At 50.9% G+C, this 26,830-nt stretch carries 23 protein-coding genes; 18 read left to right on the forward strand and 5 right to left on the reverse strand.

Going from position 1 to position 26,830, the window contains the following annotated elements; all coding sequences use genetic code 11:
* Positions 1-38: 38 nt before the first annotated feature.
* From ispC to AC6R0L_RS13745, 15 genes are all read left to right on the forward strand, one after another.
* Positions 39-1,247: a 1-deoxy-D-xylulose-5-phosphate reductoisomerase gene (gene ispC, locus AC6R0L_RS13675; RefSeq protein ID WP_500629442.1), complete on the forward strand. Its 1,209-nt coding sequence runs from the start codon at positions 39-41 to the stop codon at positions 1,245-1,247.
* Positions 1,244-2,602 carry a sigma E protease regulator RseP gene (rseP, locus tag AC6R0L_RS13680; RefSeq protein ID WP_487901276.1) on the forward strand — a complete coding sequence of 453 codons (1,359 nt, stop codon included), beginning with the start codon at positions 1,244-1,246 and terminating at the stop codon, positions 2,600-2,602. The genes ispC and rseP overlap by 4 nt, the downstream gene beginning before the upstream one ends.
* 39 nt (positions 2,603-2,641) lie before the next feature.
* Entirely contained in the window at positions 2,642-5,065 is a 2,424-nt protein-coding gene (bamA, locus tag AC6R0L_RS13685) for an outer membrane protein assembly factor BamA (RefSeq protein WP_500629443.1), read from the forward strand.
* Positions 5,066-5,079: 14 nt separating this feature from the next.
* Complete coding sequence (locus AC6R0L_RS13690; protein WP_334554472.1) at positions 5,080-5,589, forward strand: OmpH/Skp family outer membrane protein; 510 nt, start codon at positions 5,080-5,082, stop codon at positions 5,587-5,589.
* 6 nt (positions 5,590-5,595) lie between these two features.
* On the forward strand, positions 5,596-6,627 hold the full coding sequence (gene lpxD / locus AC6R0L_RS13695) for a UDP-3-O-(3-hydroxymyristoyl)glucosamine N-acyltransferase (RefSeq protein WP_487901274.1): 1,032 nt from the start codon (positions 5,596-5,598) through the stop codon (positions 6,625-6,627).
* Between the two features lie 155 nt (positions 6,628-6,782).
* Positions 6,783-7,235 (forward strand): 3-hydroxyacyl-ACP dehydratase FabZ, encoded by a 453-nt coding sequence (gene fabZ / locus AC6R0L_RS13700; RefSeq protein WP_334554476.1) that lies wholly within the window; start codon positions 6,783-6,785, stop codon positions 7,233-7,235.
* Between the two features lies 1 nt (position 7,236).
* Entirely contained in the window at positions 7,237-8,025 is a 789-nt protein-coding gene (gene lpxA, locus AC6R0L_RS13705; protein WP_334554546.1) for an acyl-ACP--UDP-N-acetylglucosamine O-acyltransferase, read from the forward strand.
* Between the two features lie 90 nt (positions 8,026-8,115).
* Positions 8,116-9,258 carry a lipid-A-disaccharide synthase gene (gene lpxB, locus AC6R0L_RS13710; RefSeq protein WP_487901399.1) on the forward strand — a complete coding sequence of 381 codons (1,143 nt, stop codon included), beginning with the start codon at positions 8,116-8,118 and terminating at the stop codon, positions 9,256-9,258.
* Positions 9,259-9,876, forward strand: a complete 618-nt coding sequence (gene rnhB, locus AC6R0L_RS13715; protein WP_500629444.1) for a ribonuclease HII — start codon at positions 9,259-9,261, stop codon at positions 9,874-9,876. It begins immediately after the preceding gene.
* 85 nt (positions 9,877-9,961) lie between these two features.
* Positions 9,962-13,441: a DNA polymerase III subunit alpha gene (gene dnaE / locus AC6R0L_RS13720; RefSeq protein ID WP_500629445.1), complete on the forward strand. Its 3,480-nt coding sequence runs from the start codon at positions 9,962-9,964 to the stop codon at positions 13,439-13,441.
* A 34-nt stretch (positions 13,442-13,475) separates the two neighbouring features.
* A complete protein-coding gene (accA, locus tag AC6R0L_RS13725; RefSeq protein WP_334554481.1) occupies positions 13,476-14,435 on the forward strand; it encodes an acetyl-CoA carboxylase carboxyl transferase subunit alpha in 960 nt (319 codons plus the stop codon).
* 139 nt (positions 14,436-14,574) lie between these two features.
* A complete protein-coding gene (gene tilS, locus AC6R0L_RS13730; RefSeq protein WP_500629446.1) occupies positions 14,575-15,903 on the forward strand; it encodes a tRNA lysidine(34) synthetase TilS in 1,329 nt (442 codons plus the stop codon).
* A 104-nt stretch (positions 15,904-16,007) separates the two neighbouring features.
* Positions 16,008-16,322, forward strand: coding sequence for a c-type cytochrome (locus AC6R0L_RS13735; RefSeq protein WP_334554484.1), 315 nt, complete (start codon positions 16,008-16,010; stop codon positions 16,320-16,322).
* Between the two features lie 192 nt (positions 16,323-16,514).
* Entirely contained in the window at positions 16,515-16,853 is a 339-nt protein-coding gene (gene glnB / locus AC6R0L_RS13740; protein WP_334554486.1) for a nitrogen regulatory protein P-II, read from the forward strand.
* 155 nt (positions 16,854-17,008) lie between these two features.
* On the forward strand, positions 17,009-17,863 hold the full coding sequence (locus AC6R0L_RS13745) for an endonuclease/exonuclease/phosphatase family protein (RefSeq protein ID WP_500629447.1): 855 nt from the start codon (positions 17,009-17,011) through the stop codon (positions 17,861-17,863).
* On the opposite strand, the gene AC6R0L_RS13750 is transcribed toward AC6R0L_RS13745, so the two are convergent.
* The 3 genes from AC6R0L_RS13750 to gloB form a co-directional block, all read right to left on the reverse strand.
* On the reverse strand, positions 17,853-18,539 hold the full coding sequence (locus AC6R0L_RS13750; protein WP_487901269.1) for a YIP1 family protein: 687 nt from the start codon (positions 18,537-18,539) through the stop codon (positions 17,853-17,855). The two genes, AC6R0L_RS13745 and AC6R0L_RS13750, sit on opposite strands and share 11 nt — an antisense overlap.
* Positions 18,536-20,110, reverse strand: a complete 1,575-nt coding sequence (locus AC6R0L_RS13755) for a LysM peptidoglycan-binding domain-containing protein (protein ID WP_500629448.1) — start codon at positions 20,108-20,110, stop codon at positions 18,536-18,538. Before AC6R0L_RS13755 ends, AC6R0L_RS13750 begins: the two co-directional genes overlap by 4 nt.
* A 70-nt stretch (positions 20,111-20,180) precedes the next feature.
* Positions 20,181-20,939 carry a hydroxyacylglutathione hydrolase gene (gene gloB, locus AC6R0L_RS13760; RefSeq protein WP_500629449.1) on the reverse strand — a complete coding sequence of 253 codons (759 nt, stop codon included), beginning with the start codon at positions 20,937-20,939 and terminating at the stop codon, positions 20,181-20,183.
* A 55-nt stretch (positions 20,940-20,994) separates the two neighbouring features.
* Between gloB and AC6R0L_RS13765 the strand changes: the two genes are divergently transcribed.
* The gene (locus tag AC6R0L_RS13765; RefSeq protein WP_500629450.1) at positions 20,995-21,735 is read left to right on the forward strand and encodes a class I SAM-dependent methyltransferase; all 741 of its coding nucleotides are present in this window, start codon (positions 20,995-20,997) and stop codon (positions 21,733-21,735) included.
* Between the two features lie 33 nt (positions 21,736-21,768).
* Here AC6R0L_RS13765 and rnhA read toward each other — a convergent pair whose 3' ends face one another.
* Positions 21,769-22,233, reverse strand: a complete 465-nt coding sequence (gene rnhA / locus AC6R0L_RS13770) for a ribonuclease HI (RefSeq protein ID WP_487901265.1) — start codon at positions 22,231-22,233, stop codon at positions 21,769-21,771.
* Positions 22,234-22,288: 55 nt separating this feature from the next.
* Here rnhA and dnaQ point away from each other — a divergent pair, with 55 nt between their 5' ends.
* Both dnaQ and AC6R0L_RS13780 read left to right on the forward strand, forming a co-directional pair.
* Positions 22,289-23,032: a DNA polymerase III subunit epsilon gene (gene dnaQ, locus AC6R0L_RS13775; RefSeq protein WP_487901264.1), complete on the forward strand. Its 744-nt coding sequence runs from the start codon at positions 22,289-22,291 to the stop codon at positions 23,030-23,032.
* An 8-nt stretch (positions 23,033-23,040) separates the two neighbouring features.
* Positions 23,041-24,291: a TIGR03503 family protein gene (locus tag AC6R0L_RS13780; protein WP_500629451.1), complete on the forward strand. Its 1,251-nt coding sequence runs from the start codon at positions 23,041-23,043 to the stop codon at positions 24,289-24,291.
* Between the two features lie 223 nt (positions 24,292-24,514).
* On the opposite strand, the gene fadE is transcribed toward AC6R0L_RS13780, so the two are convergent.
* Positions 24,515-26,830: an acyl-CoA dehydrogenase FadE gene (gene fadE / locus AC6R0L_RS13785; RefSeq protein WP_500629452.1), complete on the reverse strand. Its 2,316-nt coding sequence runs from the start codon at positions 26,828-26,830 to the stop codon at positions 24,515-24,517.

The raw sequence follows: 26,830 nt of genomic DNA on the forward strand, positions 1-26,830 counted from the left end.
AGCGGGCGCTTGCCTTTACCTTCTTGGTTGTAACTACTATGCGTAAGTTGACAATACTCGGCGCGACAGGTTCGATTGGTGACAGTACGTTTAAGGTGCTCGAACAGAATCGTGAACACTACTCGGTCGTTGCTTTAGTCGCGGGACACAACGTCGAGAAAATGCGCCAGTTGTGCCTTAAGTGGAAACCCCAGTATGCGGTCATGGCGAGCGATGATGCTGCGGGCGCGCTCAAGTTAGCGTTAGCCGGAGAGTCGCTCACCATTGATGTCTTATCTGGTGTGGATGCGATGTGCCAAATGGCAGCGCTGGATGATGTAGATACCGTGATGGCGGCTATTGTCGGCGCGGCCGGTTTGTTACCGACCATGGCGGCGGTGAAAGCCGGTAAGCGAGTGCTGCTTGCCAACAAAGAAGCGTTGGTGATGTCTGGGCAACTTTTTATCGACGCGGTTGCCAAGTATGGCGCGGAGTTAATGCCTGTCGACAGTGAGCACAATGCCATCTTCCAATGTTTGCCCGTCGAGGCGCAAACGGAGCTAGGGCGCTGCGATCTTGAAAAGCAGGGTATTAGCCATATTCTCTTGACCGGTTCTGGCGGGCCGTTTCGCTACAGCGACATTGCGAGTCTAGAGCAGGTGACCCCAGAACAAGCGATTGCTCATCCTAACTGGTCCATGGGGCCAAAAATCTCGGTGGATTCGGCCACCATGATGAATAAAGGGCTTGAGTTTATTGAAGCAAAATGGCTGTTCAATGCTCGCCGCGAGCAACTCAAAGTTCTGATCCACCCTCAATCTGTGATCCACTCAATGGTGCAATATCGTGACGGCTCCGTCTTGGCTCAGATGGGCGAGCCGGATATGGCAACGCCGATTGCGCTGACACTCTCATACCCTGAGCGTATTGCTGCTGGTGTGGCACCGTTAGATTTTACTCAAGTGGGCGAACTGACCTTTTTACAGCCGGATTACCAACGTTACCCCTGCTTGAAATTGGCCATTGATGCCTGTTTTGAAGGTCAGCATGCGACCACAGCGCTCAATGCGGCCAACGAAGTTGCAGTGCAGGCTTTTCTTGATCGTAAACTGGCGTTCACTGACATCGCTCGCATCAATGAGCAGGTCACTAATCGGATCTGTGCTAGCCGTGGTCAGGGGCAATGTGATAGTTTGGAGAGCATTCTAGAGCTCGATAGTATGGCACGTGCATTCGCCATAGAAACCATGAACGGACGGACGCTATGACCGGTATTTTGTGGAACTTTATCTCATTTATCATTGCATTAGGCATTTTGGTCGCCGTGCATGAGTTTGGCCATTTTTGGGTGGCGCGCCGCTGTGGCGTAAAAGTCGAAAAATTCTCTATCGGTTTTGGTAAATCCATATGGAGTAAAGTCGGTAAAGATGGCACCGAGTACTCTATTTCTTTGATCCCTCTCGGTGGTTACGTGAAAATGCTTGATGGCCGAGTGGATGATGTGCCTGAGGATCAGCAAGCGTTCGCCTTTGACCGTAAACCTTTGTGGAAGCGAAGCGCAATTGTCGCGGCAGGCCCAGCATTTAACTTCCTGTTTGCCATTTTCGCGTATTGGTTGGTGTTCATCATTGGTGTCCCTGCGGTGAAACCGGTCGTGGGACAAGTCACGCCATACTCGATTGCGGCGCAAGCCGGTCTTGAACCTGGCATGGAACTTAAAGCGGTTTCCGGCGTCAAAACCGCAGATTGGGAGTCGGTCAATATGGGGCTTATCCGCCATATTGGCGACAGTCAATTGACCCTGACCGTCGCACCGGCGGACGGTGTGGGGGTCGAAGAAACCAAAGTGCTCTATTTAGATGAATGGAACTTTGACCCTGAGACGCAGTCTGCTATGTCAGCGCTTGGATTTATTCCCTTTACGCCAGAGATTTCCGCTCGTTTGACCAATGTCGGCGAGGGAAGTGCCGGTGAACGTGCTGGCCTGCTTGTCGGTGATACGTTAGTGAGTATCGATGGACGGGCTGTCGAGAGTTGGCAGCAGGTCGTCGAGACCATTCAAGCAAGCCCTAATCGCGCGCTTGCACTCAAAGTGGAGCGTGATGGCCAGTCTGTGGACGTGTCTTTAACGCCAGACAGCCGAGCGCTTTCAGACCAGCGAGTGATTGGTTTTGCGGGAATTGCTCCAGAAGTCGCAGAATGGCCGCAAAGCTATCGCTTCGACCTGCAATTTGGTGTATTTGAATCAGTCGGTAAAGCGATTGAAAAATCCGGGCAAGTGATCACCTTGACCATCAGTATGCTGAAAAAACTGATTGTCGGTGATGTTGGATTGAACAACCTAAGTGGACCGATTTCGATCGCGAAAGGGGCAGGAACGACCGCCGATTATGGCTTGGTCTATTTTCTCGGTTTCCTTGCGCTTATCAGCGTGAACTTAGGCATTATAAACCTCGTTCCACTGCCGATGCTCGACGGTGGACATTTATTGTTTTTTGCTATTGAAGCCATAATCAGACGCCCTGTGCCTGAAAAAGTCCAGGAAATGGGTTACCGTATCGGCGGTGCGATTATCTTCTCTCTCATGGCAGTGGCGATTTTCAATGATTTTGCTCGTCTTTAAACGGGGCGAAGGGTGTAGAAAGGAATAACTAAAACAAATATGGCGATGAAAAATATTCTGTTTGCGACGCTTCTCGCGACGAGTGTGAGCGCAAACGGTGCCGAGAGCTTCGTGGTTGAAGACATACAGATCGAAGGGTTGCAGCGTGTGGCTCTCGGTGCGGCGCTTTTGAAAATGCCTGTCCGTGTCGGTGACACTGTCGATGGGCAAGACGTTTCTGAGATCATTCGTGCACTCTACGATTCAGGTAACTTTGAGAACATCAAAGTGCTTCGCGATGGCGATGTGTTGTTGGTACAAGTCAAAGAGCGCCCAACGATTGCCAGCATCTCTTTCTCAGGGAACAAGGCGATCAAAGAAGAGCAGTTGCAGCAAAACCTTGACGCCTCCGGAATGCGCGTCGGTGAAGCGCTGGATCGTACTACCCTGTCCAATATTGAGAAAGGGTTGGAAGATTTCTACTACAGCGTGGGTAAATACAACGCGTCAGTCAAAGCAGTCGTGACGCCGCTGCCGCGTAACCGGAGTGATGTCAAATTCGTCTTCTCTGAAGGTGTCTCTGCGAAAATCCAACAAATCAACTTTATCGGCAATGAAGTCTTCGAAGATGAAGAGCTGCTGAGCCGTTTCAATCTTAATGTGGATGTCGCATGGTGGAACTTCCTCGCCGATGATAAATATCAAAAGCAAGTCTTAGCGGGCGACATTGAAGCTTTAAGATCGTACTACCTGGATCGTGGTTACTTAAAATTCCAAGTGGATTCGACGCAAGTCGCGATTTCACCCGATAAAAAAGGGGTGTACATCACGCTGGGGCTATCAGAGGGCTTGCCGTACACCGTTAAAGATGTCCAGTTCCGTGGTGAACTGATCGGTAAAGAGCAAGAGCTGCAAGATTTGGTCACGTTCGAAAACGGCGAAATCTACAATGGCTCTGCCGTGACCTCTCTTGAAGAGAACATCAAGCGCGTACTGGGTGAAGCCGGTTATGCCTATCCACAAGTGACCACCATTCCTGAATTTGATGATGAAAATCAGCAGGTCTCTCTGATTGTCAATGTAGAGGCGGGCAATCGTATCTACGTCCGTGATATTCGCTTTGTCGGCAACAATGCCACCAAAGACGAAGTGCTGCGCCGTGAAATGCGTCAGATGGAAGGCAGTTGGCTTAACTCGCGCGCGATAGAAACGGGTAAAAACCGTTTGAGCCGTTTGGGCTTCTTCGAAACCGTTGATGTCCAGACGGTACGAGTTCCGGGCAGTGATGATCAGGTAGACCTAGTCTACAACGTCAAAGAAGCCAACTCAGGCAGCATTAACTTTGGTGTTGGCTACGGCACTGAGTCGGGGGTCAGTTTCCAGGTCGGTTTGCAACAAGATAACTTCGCGGGCTCTGGAGATCGCGTCGGTATCAGTGCAATGATGAACGACTACCAGAAGAACGTCAGCCTTGAGTATCGCGATCCGTACTGGAACCTCGATGGTGTCAGTATGGGCGGTAAGATTTTCTACAACGAATTTGAAGCCTCAGAAGCGGGGATCATCGACTACACCAACGAAAGTTATGGTACTAGTGTGACTTGGGGGTTCCCGTTTGATGAACTCAACCGTTTCGAATTCGGGTTAGGCTACACCCATAACAACATCGGTAACGTGCCCACCTACGATCAGGCGCAGCAGTTTGCTGCCAGTATTGGTCAAGGCGAAAGCGATAATATTATCACTCAAGATTTTGACGTGAATGTCTCTTGGACGCGCAACAACCTCAACAGGGGCTACTTCCCAACGGCAGGCAACTACCAACGCGCTTTCGCCAAGGCCACCGTGCCTAGCTCAGACGCGCAGTACTTTAAGCTGCAGTACGACGTGAGACAGTATGTGCCATTGACCAAAAAGCACGAGTTTACCTTGTTGATGCGTGGTCGCTTGGGTTACGGTAACGGTTACGGTCAAACGGATGGCAACGATAACCTGTTCCCATTCTATGAGAACTACTACGCGGGTGGCTTCACCACATTACGTGGCTTTGGTTCTAACTCAGCAGGTCCAAGGGCGGTTTACAACTCCAGCAACTCGAGCGTCTGTCCTCCAAGCAGTGAAAACGACGGCTGTGTGGTGGCAACGGACGACTCGGTTGGTGGTAATGCCATCGCGCTGGCCAGTATGGAGCTGATTGTACCGACGCCATTTGCGTCTGATGAAGTGCGCAGCCAAATCCGAACCAGTGTGTTCGTCGACGCGGCAAGTGTGTGGGATACCGAGTTTAACTACGATGCGAGTTATGCGGGCACTCAATACTATGAGGATTACTCAGATCCAACCAACTACCGCGCATCATACGGTGCGGCGTTGCAATGGATGTCTCCGATGGGACCATTGGTCTTCTCGGTAGCGAAACCTATTAAGAAATACGAAGGTGATGACGAAGAATTCTTCACTTTCACAATCGGCAGAACCTTCTAAAGGGGAATTTTACAGTGAACAAAACTATCAAAGCGGCGGGCCTTGGCCTTGTTATTATGACGTCTTCTCTTTTTGCTCATGCAGCAGAAGCGGCGCAAAAAATTGGTTACATCAATACCGCCATGGTGTTTCAGGCTCTGCCCCAACGTGAAGTTGCTCTGCAGAAAATGCAGGAAGACTTTAAAGACAAAGCGGACGAGCTAAAAGCGATTGAAGCGAAAGCGCGTACCAAAGTGGAAAAACTTAAGCGTGACGCTGAGCTGATGAGCCAAGAAGATGTCGAAAAAGCGCGTATCGAAATTGCGCAGCTCGAAAATGAATTCCGCATTAAAGGTCAATCTCTTGAGCAAGCGTCTGCTCGTCGTGAAGCACAAGAGAAGCAGAAACTGTTTAAAGTAATTCAAGACGCGGTGAACAAAATCGCTGAAAAAGAAGGCTACGATCTCGTGATCGATATTACTGCATTGCAATACGGTAAGCCTGAATTCGATATTTCTGAAGATGTGATCAAAGCACTTAAATAATCGTTTATGAAAACTCTGACTCTTGCCGAACTGGCAACGATTACCTCGGGTCAATTGTATGGCGACGCAACGGCGACCGTCACTATGGTTGCCCCGATGGACAAGGCCCAAACGGGCCACGTCACTTTTCTTTCTAACCCAAAGTACGCCAAGCACTTAGAACAGTGCCAAGCCACTGTGGTGATGGTCAAAGAGGCCCAGCGAGAGCAATGCCACGGCAACGTGCTTGTTGTCAACGACCCTTACGTGGCGTTCGCCAAAGTGGCGCAAGCGCTAGACACTACGCCTATGCCGGCGGCTGAAATCGCGCCAAGTGCCGTTATCGCTGCGGATGCGACACTGGGCAGCAATGTTTCGATTGGCGCGAATGCGGTGGTCGAGTCAGGCGCAACACTGGGTGATAATGTCTCGATTGGCGCGGGCTGCTTTATTGGCAAAAACGCCTCAATTGGTGCAGGCACCAAGCTATGGCCGAATGTGAGCATTTATCATCAAGTCTCTCTTGGTGAAGACTGTCTAGTGCAAGCCAACACTGTGATTGGCTCAGACGGCTTTGGCTATGCCAATGAGAAAGGTGAGTGGGTTAAAATTCCTCAGCTTGGTAGCGTTCGTATTGGTAACCGAGTTGAAATCGGTTCATGTACCACGATTGACCGTGGCGCGCTTGACGATACGGTGATTGAAGATAACGTCATTCTTGATAACCAACTGCAAATCGCGCACAACGTACACATCGGATATGGTACCGCGATGGCGGGTGGTACGATTGTTGCTGGCAGTACCACCATTGGCAAGTACTGTATCATTGGTGGCGGCAGCGTGATCAATGGTCATATTGAGATTGCCGATGGCGTTACCATTACCGGTATGGGCATGGTGATGCGTGGTATTGAAGAGAAAGGCATGTATTCGTCAGGTATTCCTCTGCAGACCAATCGTGAATGGCGTAAAACCGCCGCTCGTGTTCATCGCATTGATGAGATGAACAAGCGTTTGAAAGCGGTCGAAAAGCAGTTGGAAAACCAACAGCCTGACTAACAGGGTGTGCCACAGGCACTCGCGCGTTGAGCGCTGCTATGTCTATCTGGCGGCTCATGCGTTTTTGTCAGCGAAGGCTCGCGATTTGCGAGCCTTTTTCGTCTATAATGCGCCACAACTTAAAAGAATTTAGCATTCAACATAGGAATATGACTTTGACTACTGAAAATAAAACGATGAACATTACTGAAATTCAGGAATTGTTGCCTCATCGCTACCCATTCTTGCTCATTGACCGTGTGACGGATTTCCAAGAAGCGCAGTACCTCACGGCGATCAAAAATGTTTCAGTCAATGAACCTCAGTTTACGGGTCATTTTCCGCAACTCCCAGTGTTCCCTGGTGTACTGATTTTGGAAGCGATGGCACAAGCGACCGGTCTTCTGGCGTTTAAATCGTTTGGTGCGCCTTCTGAGAACGAGTTGTACTACTTTGCCAGTGTCGACGGAGCCAAGTTCCGTAAACCGGTCACTCCAGGTGATCAACTGGTGATCAAAGTAGAATTTTTGAAAGAGCGCCGCGGCATTGCTGCATTCAATGGTGTAGCAACGGTTGATGGCGAAGTGGTTTGTTCAGCAGAGCTTAAATGTGCTCGTCGAGAGTTCTAATATGATTCATGAGACGGCTCAAATTCACCCTTCTGCGGTCATCGAAGGTGACGTATCCATCGCTGCGAATGTGACCGTTGGGCCTTTCACTTACATCTCCGGCCAAGTGGAGATTGGTGAGGGCACAGAAATCATGTCCCATGTCGTGATCAAAGGTCATACGACGATAGGTAAAGAGAACCGCATCTTCCCGCACGCGGTCATTGGTGAAGAGAACCAAGATAAGAAATACGGCGGCGAAGAGACAACGGTGGTGATTGGCGATCGCAACGTCATTCGTGAAGCGGTGCAGATCCACCGTGGCACGGTGCAAGACAAAGCGACGACGGTCATTGGTAACGACAACCTATTGTGTGTTAACGCACACATCGCACACGACGTGATTGTTGGTGACCATACACACATCGGAAACAACGCGATTTTAGGTGGTCATGTCACCTTGGAAGATTACGCGGGTGTGATGGCACTGTCAGCGATTCACCCTTTCTGTACGGTGGGGGCTTACGCGTATATCGGTGGCTGTTCTGCTGTCGTCCAAGACGTGCCTGCCTATGTCTTAGCGCAAGGTAACCACGCCACTCCATTTGGTTTGAACTTGGTTGGCCTTAAGCGCAATGGGTTTGAAAAAGCAGAGATTCGCGCCCTACAAAAAGCGTACAAAGAAATCTACCGCTCAGGTAAAACCATGGAAGAAGTGAAACCTATCTTGGCGGAAATGGCGAAAGAGTTTGCCTCTGTCGGACGCTTCTCGCACATGCTGGAAAATACAGAACGCGGCATTATTCGTTAATCGCGGCCTGCGCTCGATGTCTAAAAGGCTGTCTAGGAAATCAGACGGCCTTTTTTATTTTGCATTTAATTGGACCGATACATCATGACAATGGAAAAGCCACTGAGAATTGGTATCGTCGCGGGAGAACTCTCTGGTGATACCTTAGGCGAGGGCTTTATCAAAGCGATAAAAGCACGCTACCCCAATGCGGAATTTGTCGGTATTGGTGGCCCTAAGATGATCGCTCAGGGCTGCGAATCTCTGTTCGATATGGAAGAACTGGCCGTGATGGGGCTGGTCGAAGTGCTGGGTCGACTGCCGAGACTGCTCAAAGTCAAAGCCTCTTTGGTCGATTACTTTACTCACAATCCGCCCGATGTGTTTGTCGGTATCGACGCGCCTGATTTCAACTTACGGCTTGAGCTCAGTTTAAAGCAAGCGGGCATTAAAACCGTCCATTATGTCAGCCCGTCGGTTTGGGCGTGGCGACAAAAACGTATCGTCAAGATTGAAGCAGCGACGAATCTGGTGCTTGCATTCTTGCCGTTTGAAAAAGCCTTCTATGATCGCCACCAAGTGCCGTGTGAGTTTATTGGCCACACCCTTGCCGATGCAATTCCTATGGTCTCCGACAAAGCGCCCGCGCGTGAGTTGCTCGGTTTGGACCCGAATAAACGCTGGTTAGCGGTGCTGCCAGGCAGTCGCGGCAGTGAGCTTAACATGCTCTCCCAACCTTTCCTTGAAACCTGCCAACGCCTGCATCAAACCCATCCCGATTTAGGCTTTGTGGTGGCCTTGGTTAACCCTAAGCGTCGTGAGCAATTTGAGCATGCTTGGCAAACTTATGCACCAGAACTTGAGTTCACCTTGGTGGATGATACCGCGCGTAACGTCATTACGGCGTCTGATGTGGTCCTGCTGGCCTCTGGCACCGTGGCGTTAGAGTGCATGCTCATTAAGCGTCCTATGGTGGTGGGGTATAAAGTGAACGCCATTACTGCGTTTATCGCGCGTCGCTTAGTCAAAACGCCGTTTGTCTCTTTACCTAATATTTTGGCGGACAAAGAGATCGTTAAAGAGTACTTACTCGAAGCGTGCACACCAGAAAATCTCAGTGCGGAGATAGAAAGGCTCTTGGCTGGTGAAGGGGAGACGATGGTCGAGAAATTCACCGAGATGCATCATTGGATTCGTAAAGGCGCCGATGAACAAGCGGCCAACGCCGTATTATCATTAATAGGTAAAGCATAAATGGCAAAACAAGCTACCCCCTTAGCCCCGTTTGAGTATCCAACAGGCTATCAATGGATTGCCGGTGTCGATGAAGTGGGGCGTGGCCCTTTAGTCGGCGATGTCGTGACCGCAGCGGTGATCCTCGATCCGAACAATCCGATCGAAGGGCTCAATGATTCAAAAAAACTCTCTGAGAAAAAGCGCTTAGCCTTGCTACCGGAAATCAAAGAGAAAGCGTTGGCCTGGTCTGTCGGTCGATGCTCCCCCGCTGAAATTGACGAGTGGAATATTCTTCAAGCGACAATGGTTGCGATGCAGCGCGCGATTGCGGGTTTATCGCTAACGCCCGATCTTGCTCTGATTGATGGCAACCGAGTCCCTGATCTGCCTATGGATGCGATGGCGGTCGTCAAAGGTGATTTGCGTGTCGCGCAAATCAGCGCTGCGTCAATCATCGCAAAAGTGGTGCGCGATCAAGAGATGGAAGCGCTTGATAAGCGACATCCGCAATTTGGTTTTGCGCAACACAAAGGTTACCCGACCAAAGCCCATTTTGCGGCGATTGAAGCGCACGGCGTGATTGATGAGCATCGCAAAAGCTTTAAGCCGGTGAAACGCGCGCTCGGCATCGAGTAGCCTTGCGAATTGAGCGAGTGGGGGCGATAACGTAGAATAGCCCCCAACTGATGTTACCTATTTGTACCTAAGTGATTCACAACCTATGAACGACCCTAAGTTTATCCACCTTCGAGTTCACAGTGATTTCTCCATGATTGACGGTCTGTCGAAAGTGCCGCCCTTGGTGAAGAAAGTGGCTGAACTAGGTATGCCTGCCGTTGCGCTCACCGATTTTACCAACCTGTGTGGCTTGGTGAAGTTTTACAGCACTGCGCACAACTGTGGCGTAAAACCCATCATAGGAGCGGATTTTGTCATGCAATCGCCGGAGTTTGGCGACGAGTTGACGAAGCTAACCGTACTTGCGGCAGACAACACCGGTTACAACAATCTCACCTTATTGATTTCTAAAGCCTACTTGAGAGGCCATGTTCAACACCAGCCCGTGATTGACAAAGCGTGGTTGGCTGAGCTTTCTGAAGGCTTGATTGTGTTGTCCGGTGGTCGAAGCGGTGAAATCGGCCGAGCCCTACTGAAAGGAAGCCAAGGGATTGCCGAGCAGTGCGCCGAGTTTTATCAGCAACATTTTGCCGACCGTTTCTACCTCGAACTGACTCGAACCGGGCGTAACGACGAAGAGAGCTACCTACACTTCGCGCTCGAATTTGCCGAGCAGCAGCAACTGCCGGTGGTGGCGACCAATGAGGTGGTGTTTCTCGAGCCCTCGCTGTTTGATGCTCATGAAATTCGCGTCGCGATTCATGATGGCTACACCTTAGAAGACCCGCGCCGCCCAAAAAATTACAGCCCTCAGCAATATTTGCGCACCGAAGAAGAGATGTGCGAGCTTTTCGCCGACATCCCTGAGGCCCTCGAGAACAGTGTAGAAATTGCTAAGCGTTGTAACGTGACGGTGAGACTGGGTGAGTACTTCCTGCCGGCCTTCCCAACCGATGGCATGTTGGAAACCGAGTTCCTAGTGAAAAAGTCACAAGAAGGTCTCGAAGAGCGACTGGAGTTCCTGTTCCCTGACCCGCAAGTGCGTGCCGAAAGACGACCAGAATACGATGAGCGCTTGCAAGTCGAGTTGGAAGTGATCAACAACATGGGCTTCCCGGGGTACTTCTTGATCGTAATGGAGTTTATCCAGTGGTCCAAAGACAATGATATTCCTGTAGGCCCTGGCCGAGGTTCGGGTGCCGGCTCCTTAGTGGCGTACGCGCTAAAGATCACCGATCTGGATCCGCTTGAGTACGATTTGCTGTTCGAGCGATTCTTGAACCCAGAACGTGTTTCGATGCCCGATTTTGACGTCGACTTTTGTATGGACAAGCGTGATCAGGTGATCGATCACGTGGCGGAAATGTATGGTCGTGATGCGGTATCGCAGATCATTACCTTCGGTACCATGGCGGCCAAAGCGGTTATCCGAGATGTCGGCCGAGTGCTGGGCCATCCGTTTGGATTTGTTGACCGCATCTCTAAATTGGTGCCACCCGATCCGGGTATGACGCTCGAAAAAGCGTTCAAGGCCGAACCTGCATTACCTGAGCTGTATGAAGCCGACGAAGATGTCAAAGAGCTGATCGACATGTGTCGCATCCTTGAAGGGTGTACACGAAACGCCGGTAAGCATGCGGGGGGCGTGGTTATCTCACCCACGACCATCACCGACTTTGCTCCGATTTATGCCGATGCGGAAGGACACTTCCCTGTCACTCAGTTTGATAAGAACGATGTGGAAACCGCCGGCCTGGTGAAGTTCGACTTCTTGGGTCTGCGTACCCTGACCATTATCGATTGGGCTTTGGGGCTGATTAACCCTCGCCTTGAGCGCGAGGGCAAAGCGCCGGTGAGAATCGAATCGATCCCACTCGATGACGCGCCATCATTCCGCTTACTGCAAAACTCAGAGACCACAGCGGTATTCCAGCTCGAATCTCGCGGAATGAAAGAGCTGATCAAACGACTTCAGCCAGACTGTTTTGAAGACATCATCGCACTGGTGGCCTTATTTCGACCGGGCCCGCTGCAATCGGGGATGGTGGACAACTTCATCGACCGTAAGCACGGCCGCGAAGCGATTTCCTACCCAGATGAAACCTGGCAACACGAATCGCTCAAAGAGACCCTCGACCCGACCTACGGCATCATTCTCTACCAAGAGCAGGTGATGCAGATTGCCCAGATCCTTGCGGGCTATACGCTCGGTGGCGCGGATATGCTGCGCCGAGCTATGGGTAAGAAAAAACCTGAGGAAATGGCCAAGCAGCGCGCCATTTTCGAAGAGGGGGCGATTAAAAACGGCGTCGACGGCGAGTTGGCGATGAAGATTTTTGACTTGGTGGAAAAATTCGCCGGTTATGGCTTTAACAAATCGCACTCCGCTGCCTATGCCTTGGTGTCGTACCAGACGCTGTGGTTAAAAACACACTATCCTGCGGAGTTCATGGCCGCGGTGATGACCGCCGATATGGACAACACTGAGAAAGTGGTTGGGCTGGTGGACGAATGCTTGCGCATGAAGCTCAAGGTGCTACCACCAGACATCAACTCTGGTTTGTATCGTTTCAATGTCGATGAAGATGGCGCCATTGTATACGGTATTGGTGCGATAAAAGGTGTCGGTGAGGGGCCGATTGATGCCATCTTGCAAGCGAGACAAGAGGGCGGTCACTTTAAAGACCTGTTTGATTTCTGCGCACGAATCGATCTGAAAAAGGTCAATAAACGGGTGATTGAAAAACTGATTTACGCCGGTGCGCTTGATAGATTGGGACCACATCGAGCGGCGATGATGGCGTCACTCAATGATGCAGTCAAAGCGGCCAGCCAGCATCACCAAGCCGAAGCCTTTGGTCAAACGGATCTGTTTGGCGTATTGACCGAAGCGCCTGAGGAAGTTGAGCACAAATACACCAAGGTGCCACCTTGGCCAGAGAAAGTGTGGCTAGAAGGGGAGCGTGATACCTTAGGTCTCTATTTGACGGGGCATCCGATCAACGCGTACCTTAAAGAGTTAGATAAATACACCAGTTGCCGCTTGGCCGATGCAACGCCGACTCGGCGCGACCAAAGTGTCACGGTCGCGGGGTTAGTGGTTGCAGCACGCGTGATGACCACCAAGCGAGGCTCACGTATTGGCATTATGACCTTGGACGATCGCAGTGGCCGCATGGAAGTGATGTTGTTCTCCGATGCGCTTGATCGTTACGCCGAATTGCTTGAAAAAGATCGAATTCTGGTGGTTTCTGGACAGGTCAGCTTTGATGATTTCAATGGGGGACTTAAAATGTCGGCCCGTGAAGTCATGGATCTTGGATCAGCGCGAGAAAAATACGCGCGTGGTTTGTCGCTCTCCATCGATCATAATCAAATTGATGGGCAGTTTTTTGAGCGCTTTAGTCAAATACTAGAGCCTTATCGGGCAGGGACAGTCCCTGTCCATGTATACTACCAGCGTAGCGATGCACGAGCGCGTTTAACGCTAGGGACCCAGTGGCGAGTAACGCCAAGCGACGAACTGTTAGACAATTTAAAACAACTGCTTGGTGCTAGCCAAGTGGAACTCGAATTTAACTAAGTTTGGTGAATGCCAAACCCACAAGGATCGATAGATGAGCCTGAATTTTTTAGAGTTTGAAAAACCAATCGCAGAGCTAGAAGCAAAAATCGAAGCGCTACGTGATGTGTCTCGTCATGGTGGTGATTCTGGCGTCGATCTCGCGAAAGAGATCGAACAGCTAGAGAAAAAGAGTTTAGAACTGAAGAAAAAGACCTTCAGTGATCTTGGTGCGTGGGAAACCGCTCAACTGGCCCGCCACCCACAACGTCCTTACACGCTGGACTACATCCAGCATATGTTTACCGAGTTTGAAGAGCTAGCCGGTGACCGAGCGTACGCGGATGACAAAGCGATTGTCGGCGGTATGGCACGCCTTGATGGCCGACCTGTGATGATTATTGGTCATCAAAAAGGACGTGAGACTCGTGACAAAGTGAAACGCAACTTCGGCATGCCTAAGCCAGAAGGTTACCGTAAGGCTAAGCGTCTGATGGAAATGGCTGAGCGTTTTAACATGCCGATCATTACCTTCATTGATACTGCTGGTGCCTATCCAGGTGTTGGCGCGGAAGAGCGCGGTCAGTCAGAAGCGATTGCGACCAACTTGAAAGTCATGTCGGGCTTGAAAGTGCCTGTGATTTGTAATGTCGTCGGTGAAGGCGGCTCTGGCGGTGCATTGGCGATCGGTGTTGGTGATTACGTCAACATGCTGCAATACTCGACCTACTCGGTGATTTCACCGGAAGGTTGTGCGTCTATCTTGTGGCGTGATTCAGACAAAGCGCCGCAAGCGGCAGAGGCGATGGGTCTGATTGCTCCTCGTCTTAAAGAGCTTGAGCTGATTGATGAAATCATTGAAGAGCCACTAGGCGGTGCGCATCGTGATCATGTTCAGATGGCGCAAAATATGAAAGCGACGCTACTCAAGCAGCTTGATGACCTAGCCTCGCTCGACAACGATACGCTTCTTGAGCGTCGTTACCAGCGTTTGATGAGCTACGGTTACTGCTGATTTATCGTCTCTATCTTTCAAGGCCGAACTCTGTTTCGGCCTTTTTGCGTTGTGGCGCTCGCCTTTTGCGCTTGAGCAGCATAGCTCCCTCCAAGTGGCAGTGATACACTTTGGCCAATGAGTCTAACCTTGATGCCTTATGACTGATCTCTATTCACACTTTAGCCAAGCCTTGTCGAGGTATCTCGACGCATTCAAACAGAGCCAGCCACGTGTGGTGTTGGCGCTCAGTGGTGGCGTTGATTCGCGTGTTTTGTTGCATTTACTTCATCAATATCGCGCCACGCAGCGCCCAGAACTCGATGTCTGCGCTGTTCACGTTCATCATGGTTTAAGTCCAAATGCGGACCATTGGGCTGAGCGGTGTGAGCAATGGGCAGCGGCGGCGCAGATGGTGTGCCATGTAGAGAGAGTGAGGCTCGATTGCGGCAGTGAAAGCCTTGAAGCGAAGGCGCGCCAGGCGCGTTATCAAGCCCTCGAACACTATCTCAGCCAAGGCGATGTGCTGTTAACTGGGCATCATAGCGATGACCAAGTCGAGACGTTTCTACTCGCGTTAAAGCGTGGTAGCGGGCCGAAAGGGCTCTCTGCGATGGGTAAGCAAAAACCTTTGCGCGAAGGGACGTTGCTGCGCCCTTTACTCGATGTGAGCCGAGAAGCGATCGTCGCTTTCGCGCGAGAACATCAGCTCGATTGGATAGAGGATGAAAGCAACCAAGATGCCCGCTTTGATCGCAACTTTATTCGCCATCATGTCTCCCCCGTGCTGACCGAGCGCTGGCCCCACTTACCCACTGCGATTGCGCGCAGTGCGCAGCTGTGCGCCGAGCAAGAGTTACTACTTGATGAACTGCTTGAGGATAAGTTCGCCGCAGTTCTGCTTGCCGATGCGAGCTTATCGATTGAAGCCTTAAGCACGTGCAGTGAGGTGATGCGTGCAAGGTTGATGCGCATGTGGTTTGCCGAGCACCAACTCGCCATGCCAAGCGTCAATCAACTCGCATTGATATGGCAACAAGTGGCACTGGCGCGCTGTGATGCGAACCCTAGGTTTGTTGTGGATGGTCAGCGAGAGGTTCGTCGTTATCAGCAGCGACTCTACTTGGTGGACGATCACGCCAGTCTTGAACATTGGCAGCATGACATTGCTATCGGTCAGAGCATCGAACTCCCCGCCAATTTGGGGCATCTCGCGCTACGCACTTCTTCTCAAGGGCATTTGTCTTTAGCAGCGCTTAGTGCACAGCCCCTGCGTATTACTTTTGATCCGCAAGGTTTTACCGCTCATCCGTCTGAACGAGGTCATCGCCGGCCGATGAAAAAACTGTTTCAGGAGTACGGCGTACCCAGCTGGTTGAGACGCCGAACGCCGATTTTAATGTGTGGTGACCAAGTTGCAGCAGTGGCGCATCTCTTTGTTGATAAAGCCTTTATTGGTCAAGATTGTGAACTTACCTGGAACAAGTAAACCAGAGTTGTGCCACAATCGTAAAAAATAATACCCCTAGCCTTATTGGGGAGTGGCGATACCCATCGTCATCAAACAAAAAAGACAATGGATAAGGAAGAGCAATGAAGACAATCGCAATCACAGTGATGATGAGCTTAGGATTAGTGAGTGGACACGCATTAGCGGCGGGTGATGCGGCGGCAGGGCAAGCGAAGGCCGCCGTGTGCGCAGCGTGTCATGGCGCCGATGGTATTGCCGTGATCCCTGGCTATCCAAACTTAAAGGGTCAAAATGAGCAGTACTTGATCTCCTCTATCAAGGCGTACAAAAACAAAGAGCGCAATGGCGGCTTGGCAGCAGTAATGCAGGCGCAAGCGTCGATGCTCAGTGATGCGGATATCGAAAACTTAGCCGCTTATTACGCGAGCTTAAAATAATTTACGCAAGCTTAAAATAACGCCATTCGTCATCAGTCTCGTTAGCGCCTTGCGACGATGGGATTGGTCAAAGGACCCGAGTCATAACCATGGTTGAGTGATAAACTGGTGGTGAGTGTTGGCTCGGGCTTTTTATTGCATGATGTTCGTGTGATAATCGGGAAATATGTTGCGCAAGTTTAAGGGATGAACATGAAAAAAATCGAAGCCATCATCAAGCCATTTAAATTGGATGACGTACGTGAAGCGTTGGCAGAAGTCGGCATCACAGGTATGACGGTCTCTGAAGTGAAAGGCTTTGGTCGTCAGAAAGGTCACACAGAGCTCTACCGCGGCGCGGAGTACATGGTCGACTTTCTGCCGAAAGTGAAGCTTGAGATTGTGGTCAACGAAGAGGTGGCTGAGCAGTGTGTCGACACCATCATCGAAACCGCACAAACCGGTAAAATTGGCGACGGTAAAATCTTTATTACTGATGTGGAGCGCGTGGTACGCATCCGTACGGGTGAAGAAGACGAAGAAGCGATTTAACGCCGAATCCGAATGAGAACAAAAGAGCCTAATGGCTCTTTTGTTTTATCTAAGACCGCTTTCCTTACCACACGTTTTACTCTATGTTTTTTTCTAGCTATGCCTTTTCTCACTACCCGCTTTCTAACTCTCCCTTTTCCAAATAGGGTCGCGAAATGAAAAAACGCCTTACCATAACGCTAGTCACCATAAGTGCGCTTACGCTAATGGGGCTCACGCTCTTTCATACCATTTTTATCTTGCCTGCCGACCGTCAGGTCTACTCGCTGTCCAATCAAGAGAGTCGGGTATCCCTGCATTGCTACCAGAATCCACAGGCGCCTGCGCTGGATAAAGAGGGGCAACTGAATATCTTGGTGTGGAATATCTACAAGCAAAATCGCCCGTCTTGGCAATCAGCGCTGCGCGAGCTCAGTGACAACAAGCAGTTGGTGCTGCTGCAAGAGGCGAGTATGGGGGAGGCGTTCAAGCAATACATTGAACAAGCGCGTTGGTTTGGCACCCAAGTGGATGCGTTTAAAGTGTTTGATACCAGTGCCGGAGTGCTCAATTTGACACTCGGTGCCCCGCGTCTGGCTTGCGCTTACACTGAATTGGAACCTTGGCTGCGTTTACCCAAATCGGCGCTCTATGCTCGTTATCCGTTGAGTGATGGCCGTGAGCTTGCCGTGGTCAACATTCATGCGGTTAATTTCACTTATGGCACTCAAGAGTACCTGCGCCAAATTGACACCTTGGTGACGGAGCTCAGAAAGCATCAGGGGCCAATGCTGGTGGCGGGGGATTTTAACAGTTGGAGTGAAGAGCGCATGACGGTGATGCGTCAAGCGTTGTCGGGCTTAGCGCTCAACGCGGTAATTTTTACGCCCGATAACCGCACTCAGTTTCTGACGGGCCTGCAGCTGGATCATATCTTCTATCGTGGATTGACGCTGAAAACAGCAGAGGCACCACACAGTGACGCCTCCGATCATAATCCAATGTTAGCCAGTTTTGAGCTTAAAAAATAACAATATAGAGAGCCCAAATCAGGTAGTAAGCGACCCAAGGGAGAGCGGCGATGGCTAACGCTTGGCCACGCTCAAACTCTGTCCAAGTGCCGACCGCCGCATATCCCAGCGCGATGTACCAAGGCAGCAGCAAAGGAAATGAGCTGGCAAATTGCGACCATGAGTGAGTCAGCGGCAATTTGAGTAAGCCATTCAAACTATTGAGATCGGCAGCGTAGACCATCACTTGACCGTGTTTTAACAGCACACTGATGTAGCTCGCCAAATCGCCAATGATCGCTGGGAAGGTGATCACCGCGCTCGCAGCAAACCAACGCCAAAATCCATGTTGATGCTGACTCGGCTTAGTGGCCAAATTAAACCAAAACGCCAACATCACAATCGTCAGTGTGCGTCCGGCGACATCACTGATGATCTCACTGGCCATTAAGGTATTGGCATCCAGTAGAGCGAGCTGCTCAGGATTGGTGATGGCCAATTGCGCTTCCAGTGTCTCTTGTAGCCAGGCGACATTGACCATGTCAAAGTAGGCGCCCCAGAATAAAAATGGCGACAGAATCAGAAACAAGTAGGGTTGCCATCCCCACATACCGCGCTGGTACAAGGCGAGAAAGCAAGCGCTGGGCGAACGGAAAATATCCACCAGCATGATCAAAGGGTTACTTGACGGGTTCATACACTCACCTTAGTGACATCGACATACAACTTGAGTTTTTGACCGGGCTTGAGGTATTTCTGATTGCTCAGGTCATTCCATTTGACGATGTCGCGGCTTTTCACTTTGAACTTGCTCGCGATACCACTGAGGGTATCTCCAGAGCGGACATCATAAAAGACAGTGCGAATGATCGCGCCTTCTTTGTTCTCTTTCCAAATCACCAGTGATTGGCCAACGCGCAAGGTGTCTCTTGGGCTCATGCCATTCCATTTTGCCAAGGATTGGTGCGATACGTTGTTGGCGGAGGCAATGCTCCAGAGACTCTCCCCTGACTTCACAGTATGCGTCAGTTTATAGGTGCCACGCGCTTGAGACTGGGTTTGCGCCAATCGGTTGGATGCGCTCAAGGTGTACGCTTTGTCGTCACGGGTCGAAGTCGGAATCATTAGGTACTGACCCGCACGAATTGTGTTGCCTTTGAGGTTATTGGCGGTGCGAATCACCTTAGTGGTTGTGTTGTGTTTGTTGGCAATCACACTCAGGCTATCGCCCGATTTCACCTTGTAACGCACCACTTTTAGACCTTGACCACGGTTGGCTTCAACGGCTTGGCGAAATGGTGCGACCGAATTGACGGGCAGCAATAACTGATGGGGGCCATCGGGTGCGGTGGCCCACTGATTGTAAGCTGGGTTTAAGCTTTGCAGCTCTTTTACCGTTAGGCCAGCGTAGTTGGCTGCAATCGCCAGATCTAACTGCTCTTTAGGATCAACCAGTTCAACCACAGGCTGGTTGGCGATGGCAGGAATATCGATACCGTATTTTTCTTGGTTGGCCACCACATCCGCTAGGGCGAGCAGTTTAGGGACATAACCACTGGTCTCTTTAGGGAGGTCAAGCGAGAAAAAATCGGTCGGTTTACCCAGTTTTTTGTTTTTACGAATCGCACTAGAGACACGACCGCCACCGCTGTTGTAGGCTGCGATGGCATGTTGCCAATCGCCATCGAAGCGGCGGTTTAACTGAGTGAGGTAGTCAAGTGCGGCATCGGTCGCGGCATCGACATCTCGACGTCCGTCATACCAGTAGTTCTGTTTTAAGCCAAAGGATTTACCGGTCGCAGGTACAAACTGCCACAAGCCAGCGGCGCTACCGTGCGAGTAGGCAAAGGCATCAAATGAGCTCTCTACGACAGGAAGCAGGGCCAATTCTAGCGGAAGGCCACGCTGCTCGATTTTCTCCGTGATTAGGTAGAGAAATGGCTGTGCGCGCTCGGAGACGGTTTTGAGATGGTTAGGGTGTTTGAGATACCAAGTGCGGTAGTAATCCACGGTTTTGTGCTCCGGGATTGGCATCTCGAGTTGCATCGCAATTCGCTGCCACACGTCTTCTTGAGACTCTGGGGTCACAACGGGCGCGGGTTTGGTGGCTTTTGTCTTGGTCGCCGGCTTCGCAGCTACTGGTGTGCGCTGCAAAACCGTGTTAGGAGTATTGGTGTCAGGGCTTTCGCCTTCACCGGTATGGTCAGACTGAGTCAGTTGACACCCTGTCAGCAGGAGAGCCAAAGCCCAGCTATGTTTCAATCGCATTATCCAGCCCTTTTAATCTTTGGCTGCTGATAATACTTTCGTCACTTAGGCAGTGACAAGCACCAAAGTGCTAAAATTCGTTCTTCCACTCACGTAATGCGCTAAATATCGCGAGTGCGTCTGTCTCTTGGGTCCGATTGGCGACCGAGCGCATGACACTTGGTTCACCGGTACGCAGGAAAGGGTTGATGCGTTTTTCTCTCCCAAGCGTGCTTGGGAGGGTGGGTTGATTTTGCGCACGCAGCCGATTGACTTCATCACGATATTGCTGAAGTTGGACGTTATCGGGCTCGACCGCCAATGCAAACGCGACATTGCTCGCGGTATATTCATGAGCGCAATAGACCTCGGTCTCATCAGGCAGAGCCGCCAGTTTGCACAATGAGGTATGCATCTGTTCCATTGTGCCTTCAAACACGCGCCCACAGCCGGCAGAAAACAGCACATCGCCGCAGAACAGTTTGCCATCACCGACGTAGCCGATATGACCTAATGTATGTCCTTCAAGTCCGACGACACGGAACACTTCACCAAACAGCTCGATTTGATCGCCAGTAGAGACAGAGTGGGACAAGGTTGGAATCGGCTCGCTCGCTGGCCCCACCACATTGATGGTCGGGAATTGGCGCACTAGCTCGGCGACGCCGCCAATGTGATCGTTGTGATGGTGGGTAATTAAAATCGCTTCCAAACTCAATTCGTGCTGTTTGAGATACGCCAGGACTGGAGCCGCATCACCGGGGTCAACAACCGCACAACGCTTATCTCGATTTTCGATAAGCCAGATGTAATTGTCGTTAAATGCAGGTATGCTTTTGATCTCTAACATGGAAGTCTCTCCAGTAACACTGTCGTCATCGACTCTTGAGTGAAGCAGGTTAAGTATGAAGCCAGCCCGCAGTAAGAAGAAGCTAGAACAACCCCATTCGTGGACGCAATTAAAAAACGGCCAGTGGGTGAGTGAGTCTATCCAAACTCGCGTCGATGAATGGTGTCCGAAGCTGTTTGGTTATCACCTGCTCAAGCTAGGTGGCTTGAGCTGTGAGTTAACCAGTTTTAGTTGCAACATTCAACATCAAGTCCAGCTCGACATAAAAAATCCTTTGCATAACGTCATCGCTGACGGTTATCAACTGCCGTTTCTGGAAAAGAGCTTTGACGCCATCGTGATGGCGCACCAACTCGACTATTGTAATGATCCCCACCGCTTATTGCGTGAGGTTGACCGAGTGATGATGGATGATGGCTATCTGATTTTGACCGGTTTTAACCCACTGAGTTTGACCGGCTTGGCAAGCCTGATGCCGTGGCGCAAACACAACTTGCCTTGGAGTGGCCGGATGTTTACCCCCAATCGCATTAAAGATTGGCTGGGCGTACTCAATTATGAAGTGATTGAGTGCGATCGCTACGCTCTGTTTCCGATGCAAAGCTATCGAACGTTTTGGACTTGGATGGAAAATAGCCTAGGGGAGTGGGCGCGGCCGATGGGTAGTCTCTATTTTATCGTGGCAAGAAAGCGGACTTACCCGCTTAAGCCGATAAAACCTCACTGGAAGCTTAAACGAAAATTGACGCCACTGGGCGTCAATTACAAAATTTCCCTCACCCCTAAGCAATACTGAGCAATAGCTGCGGTATTGAAGAATAAGGCACCGTTAGCTCGGCTGATAGCCTGTATCTTCTTCGGTTGGGTTTTCTGCGGCGGCCCTGGCTAGCTCATCGCACATCTCGTTTTCTCTGTGCCCGGCATGGCCTTTCACCCAGTGCCACTCGACGTTGTGACGTGCCGTTTCGGCATCTAACGCTTGCCATAAATCGGCATTTTTGACCGGTTTTTTGTCGGCGGTTTTCCAGCCACGCTTCTTCCAGTTGTGAATCCATTGCGTGATGCCTTGGCGAACGTACTGGCTATCGGTGGTGAGGATGACATGACAAGGCTCTTTGAGCGCCTTGAGAGCGACGATGGTAGCCATCATTTCCATGCGATTATTGGTGGTGAGGGTATAGCCTTTGGCTAAGGTTTTTTCCGTCTGTTTGTAACGCAGGACAACGCCATAACCACCGGGTCCAGGGTTGCCAAGGCAAGAACCGTCTGTGAAAATTTCCACCTGTTTCGTCATGTTTTGGTACTATTGGTTTAATCACTTATAGACATAGTCTGACATAGATATTGTTATGAATACCAGCAGCAATTCGCAATACGGCCGCATCGTTGTACTCGATACCGAAACCACAGGTATGAACCGAGAAGGCGGCGCGCCGCATATTGGTCACCGCATTATTGAAATCGGTGCCGTTGAGATCATTAATCGTAAGCTGACAGGACGACACTTTCACGTCTACATTAAGCCCGATCGCGAGATCCAGCCAGACGCGATCGAAGTACACGGTATTACAGATGAGTTTTTGGTTGATAAGCCCGAGTATCACGCTATCCACCAAGAGTTTCTTGAGTTCATCAAAGGGGCCGAGTTGGTGGCGCACAACGCGCCCTTTGATACCGGCTTTATGGACAATGAGTTTGCCTTATTAGACCCAAGTATCGGTAAAACAGAAGACTACTGCAAAGTCACCGATACGCTGGCGATGGCGAAGAAGATCTTCCCTGGTAAGCGCAACAACTTGGACATCTTGTGTGAGCGATACGGTATAGACAACTCACACCGTACCTTACACGGCGCTTTGCTCGATGCGGAGATTCTCGCCGACGTTTACCTGTTGATGACCGGTGGGCAGACCTCTTTGCAATTTAATCCCGGCAGCGCCAGTGACGGCGATGTGGGAGGTGAGTCAATAAAACGCGTCGCCAGTGGTCGAAAAGCGCTAAAGGTAATCAAAGCAACGGCCGATGAACTAGAAGCACACAATAAAAGATTAGATATCGTCGAGAAGAGCGCAAGCAGCCTCTGGCGTCAGTAGGAGAAGGGATGTTGAGGAGTTGGATTGCCCTAGTGGGCATGGTATTCAGTTGTCTAGGATTTGCAGCGCAAGAGTCCTCAATGTCTCTGCTCGATAACCGTTTTCGAGTCGACCCCACCATCAAGCAAATCACCTTTGTTATCTACCGCGCGCAAAACTCCCAACCTGTGGTGTTAGTGCGCCCTGATGGTAAGAAATATTACGCCTGGCGCAGCCCAGATAATGTGCGTTGGTATCAAGAGTCGGCGATGGACATCATTTCGATTGATAACCCAATGCCCGGTCCTTGGCAGGCGATCGGTAAAGTCACGCCTAAGAACAAAATTACTCTGATTTCTCATCTTGAACTGGCCACTGACGTACTGCCCAACCGCCTCTATCAAGGGGAAGAGCTGAAGTTCACCGCTCGCTTGACGGCGGATAAAAAACCATTAGTTTTGCGTGATTTTCTGGACCGCGTTCAACTGAAAGTGACCTTCACCAAGTATGTTGAGAATGAAGAACAGTTAGTCAAAGAAGCGCGTCCGGTGCCAGAAGAGATCGGTGTGTTTGCTGATGATGGTCAAGGGCTCGACGAAGTGGCGGGCGATGGCGTGTTTACGGTGTCGCTACCTATTACCAGCGCGCCGGGCAAGTATCGCGTGCGCATTACCTCCGGCAATGGTGTGTTCCTGCGTGCTCAAGAGCAAGAGGTGTTGGTTTATCCCACCCCATTGGAAACGACCTTCATTCAATCACGAGTCGCTGGTGAGCCTCATCGCGTGGTGTTCTCCGGTGAGATGGGGATGATCATGCCAGGCAGTCTTGCTGGATTTGTCGACCATACTGATCCGAAGGGCAATGTGGTTAGTGTGCAAGGGGCTTCGGAGCCGGAAAGCAGCACTTTTGAGCTTGAAGTGCCGTATGACGGTACGCTGGGCAATTACCAATGGTCCTCAAAGACCTTCGCCACCGAGTTGGGCTCGCAACGTCCTCTGATCTTTGCCAAGAATCAACACACCTACAGTGTGGTCGAAGACATCGATATTGCTGAGACCCGTCGTCTGCAAGAAGAGGAACGTCTCAAGCAGCAGAAAATCATGGAAGAGATGCAGTTGGCTGAGTTCAGAAAAGCTCAGCGAACCAAGAGTATGATCATCATCGGTGTCGGCAACCTAATTGCGATTTTGTTGGGGCTAGTGATCTGGTTTGTGATGCGTAAGCTCAAAGCCAAGAAAGAAGCGATGCCGGAAATGCAACTAGAGATGCCGAAGAAGTAATCCGTAAGAGCTGTTGCGGCAGCGCTATGCAGGCAAGCATCGATGGAGAGTGTTTAAGAGTGATGCTCTCTATCAATCTAACATCAACCTTAGTGACGATAACTCGTCGGCTTAGCGAAAGTTTCTATTTACCAGTAAGGATAGTTAGCAGTAAGAACAGCGAGATAAAGCAAAGGGCAGCGAGGCTGCCCTTTGTGGTTTTTATACGCTTAGTATGCGCGCGTTAGGCGACTTCGACGATTTTGGGCTTACTCTTTCGAACCGGTTTAGTCGCCAGTTCTTTGGGCTCGAAATCATCGACGTTGATCACATAGAGGCGGTGCTCTTCGGCACTGCGTAGCAGTTCAGCCTCTTTTGTGTCGATGATGCCTTTCTCTAGGCCAATATCGGCGATGAGATCGAGGCGTAAGAAAGGTTTACGCTCATTGAGCGCCTTACATACTTTCTTAAACACAGGCTCTGCTTCTAAAATTACCGTCAAGGCTTGCTCAATTTTACCCGCAGGATTGAACTCGCTCGCTTCGAAGTATTGATGACGACCTAAGCGAGCACGAGTGGCGCTTGGCGTTTGCAGAATTTGCGCGACTTTGCTGTCGAGTTTGTCATTCGGCGCTCGGCGAACGCGGCCAAAAGGCAGGATCAGAGCGCGCAGGATTTTACCCAACCAAGGATTTGGGAAGTTGGCGAGAAATTCATCAATCGCTAGCTCGGTTTGCTTCAAGCTGTCTTGCAATCCCCAGTGAACCAATGGCAAGTCATCACTAATACGGCCATCGTTGTCAAAGCGTTTCAGCGTGGCTGAACTTAAGTACAATTGACTCAAAATGTCGCCCAAGCGAGCCGACAAGCGCTCTTTACGTTTCAACGAACCACCCAGTACTGCCATCGAAATATCGGCCAAGAAGGCAATGTTAGCACTGTAGCGGTTGAGCTGCTGGTAGTAACGTTTCGTGCTGTCTTGAACCGGTGCACTGGAGAAACGGCCATCGGTAACACCCAGCCAGACACTGCGCACAAGGTTGCTCAGGGTAAAGCTGACGTGACCGGCAAGCGCGCTATCAAACTTATCAAGCGCATCGGAGGCATCAGAGTAAGCCGCATTCATCTCTTCCAGCACAAACGGATGGCAACGAATCGCCCCTTGGCCAAAGATGATCATGGAGCGGGTGAGGATGTTGGCCCCTTCTACCGTGATGGCAATCGGGGAGCCTTGGTAGCCGCGCGCGAGGAAGTTCTTTGGCCCAAGGCAAATGCCCTTACCACCGACAATGTCCATCGCATCGATGATGCTTTGCTGACCGCGGTGGGTGCAGTGATACTTCACGATCGCTGAGATGACCGAGGGCTTTTCACCCAAATCAATCCCCGCGACAGTCAGGTTGCTGGCCGCGTCCATCACATACGCGTTGCCACCTAGACGTGCTAATGGCTCTTCGACGCCTTCCATCTGGCCAATCGGTTGTTTAAATTGACGGCGAATACGTGCGTACGCACCAGTTGCCAAAGCCGCCGTCTTAATGCCACCGGTTGAGTTCGACGGTAAGGTGATCCCGCGACCCACAGACAAACATTCGACCAGCATGCGCCAACCTTGACCGGCCATTGATGGGCCACCAATGATGAAATCTAAAGGTACAAACAGATCATTGGCTCGTGTCGGGCCGTTTTGGAAAGGCACGTTGAGCGGGAAGTGGCGATTGCCTATTTCCACCCCTTTTAGGTGTGTGGGAATCAGCGCGCAGGTGATGCCAAGTTCTTCCGTCTCGCCGAGTAAGCCGTCTGGATCGCGCAATTTAAAGGCGAGGCCGAGAACGGTGGCGACTGGGGCGAGCGTGATGTAGCGCTTGTTCCAAGTTAGGCGCATGCCGAGGACTTCTTTGCCCTCCCATTCGCCTTTACAGACAATACCGAAGTCTGGAATGGAGCCGGCGTCTGAGCCTGCTTCTGGGCTGGTCAGTGCAAAACAAGGGATCTCTTTACCTTCGGCTAAGCGTGGCAAATAGTAGTTTTTCTGTTCGTCGGTGCCGTAGTGTTGTAGCAGTTCGCCCGGGCCCAATGAGTTAGGCACGCCAACGGTAGAAGAGAGCACGCCTGAGACGCCAGTGAGCTTTTGCAATACCAGCGACTGAGCGTAGGCAGAGAACTCAAGCCCGCCGTACTGCTTCTTGATGATCATTGCGAAGAACTTGTTGTCTTTTAGGTACTGCCAAACTTGCGGTGGCAGATCGGCCAACTCGTGAGTGACCTGATAGTCGTTCACCATCGCACACACTTCATTGACGGGGCCATCGAGGAAAGCTTGCTCCTCGGCACTTAACGTTGGCGCTTTAATGTCGTGCAGCTTGTTCCAGTCTGGTTTGCCTTTGAAAAGCTCAGCTTCCCACCAAACCGTACCAGCATCCAACGCTTCTTTTTCGGTTTGAGACATGGCGGGCAGCACTTTCTTAAAGAGAGAAAGGGCTTTTTTACTGATCAGAGACTGACGAATCGATGGAACGGCCAAAACCGCAGTGGCGGCGATGTACAGTATCCAACTCAA

The sequence above is a fragment of the Vibrio sp. R15-SG3-ISO1A genome, from assembly GCF_059833955.1.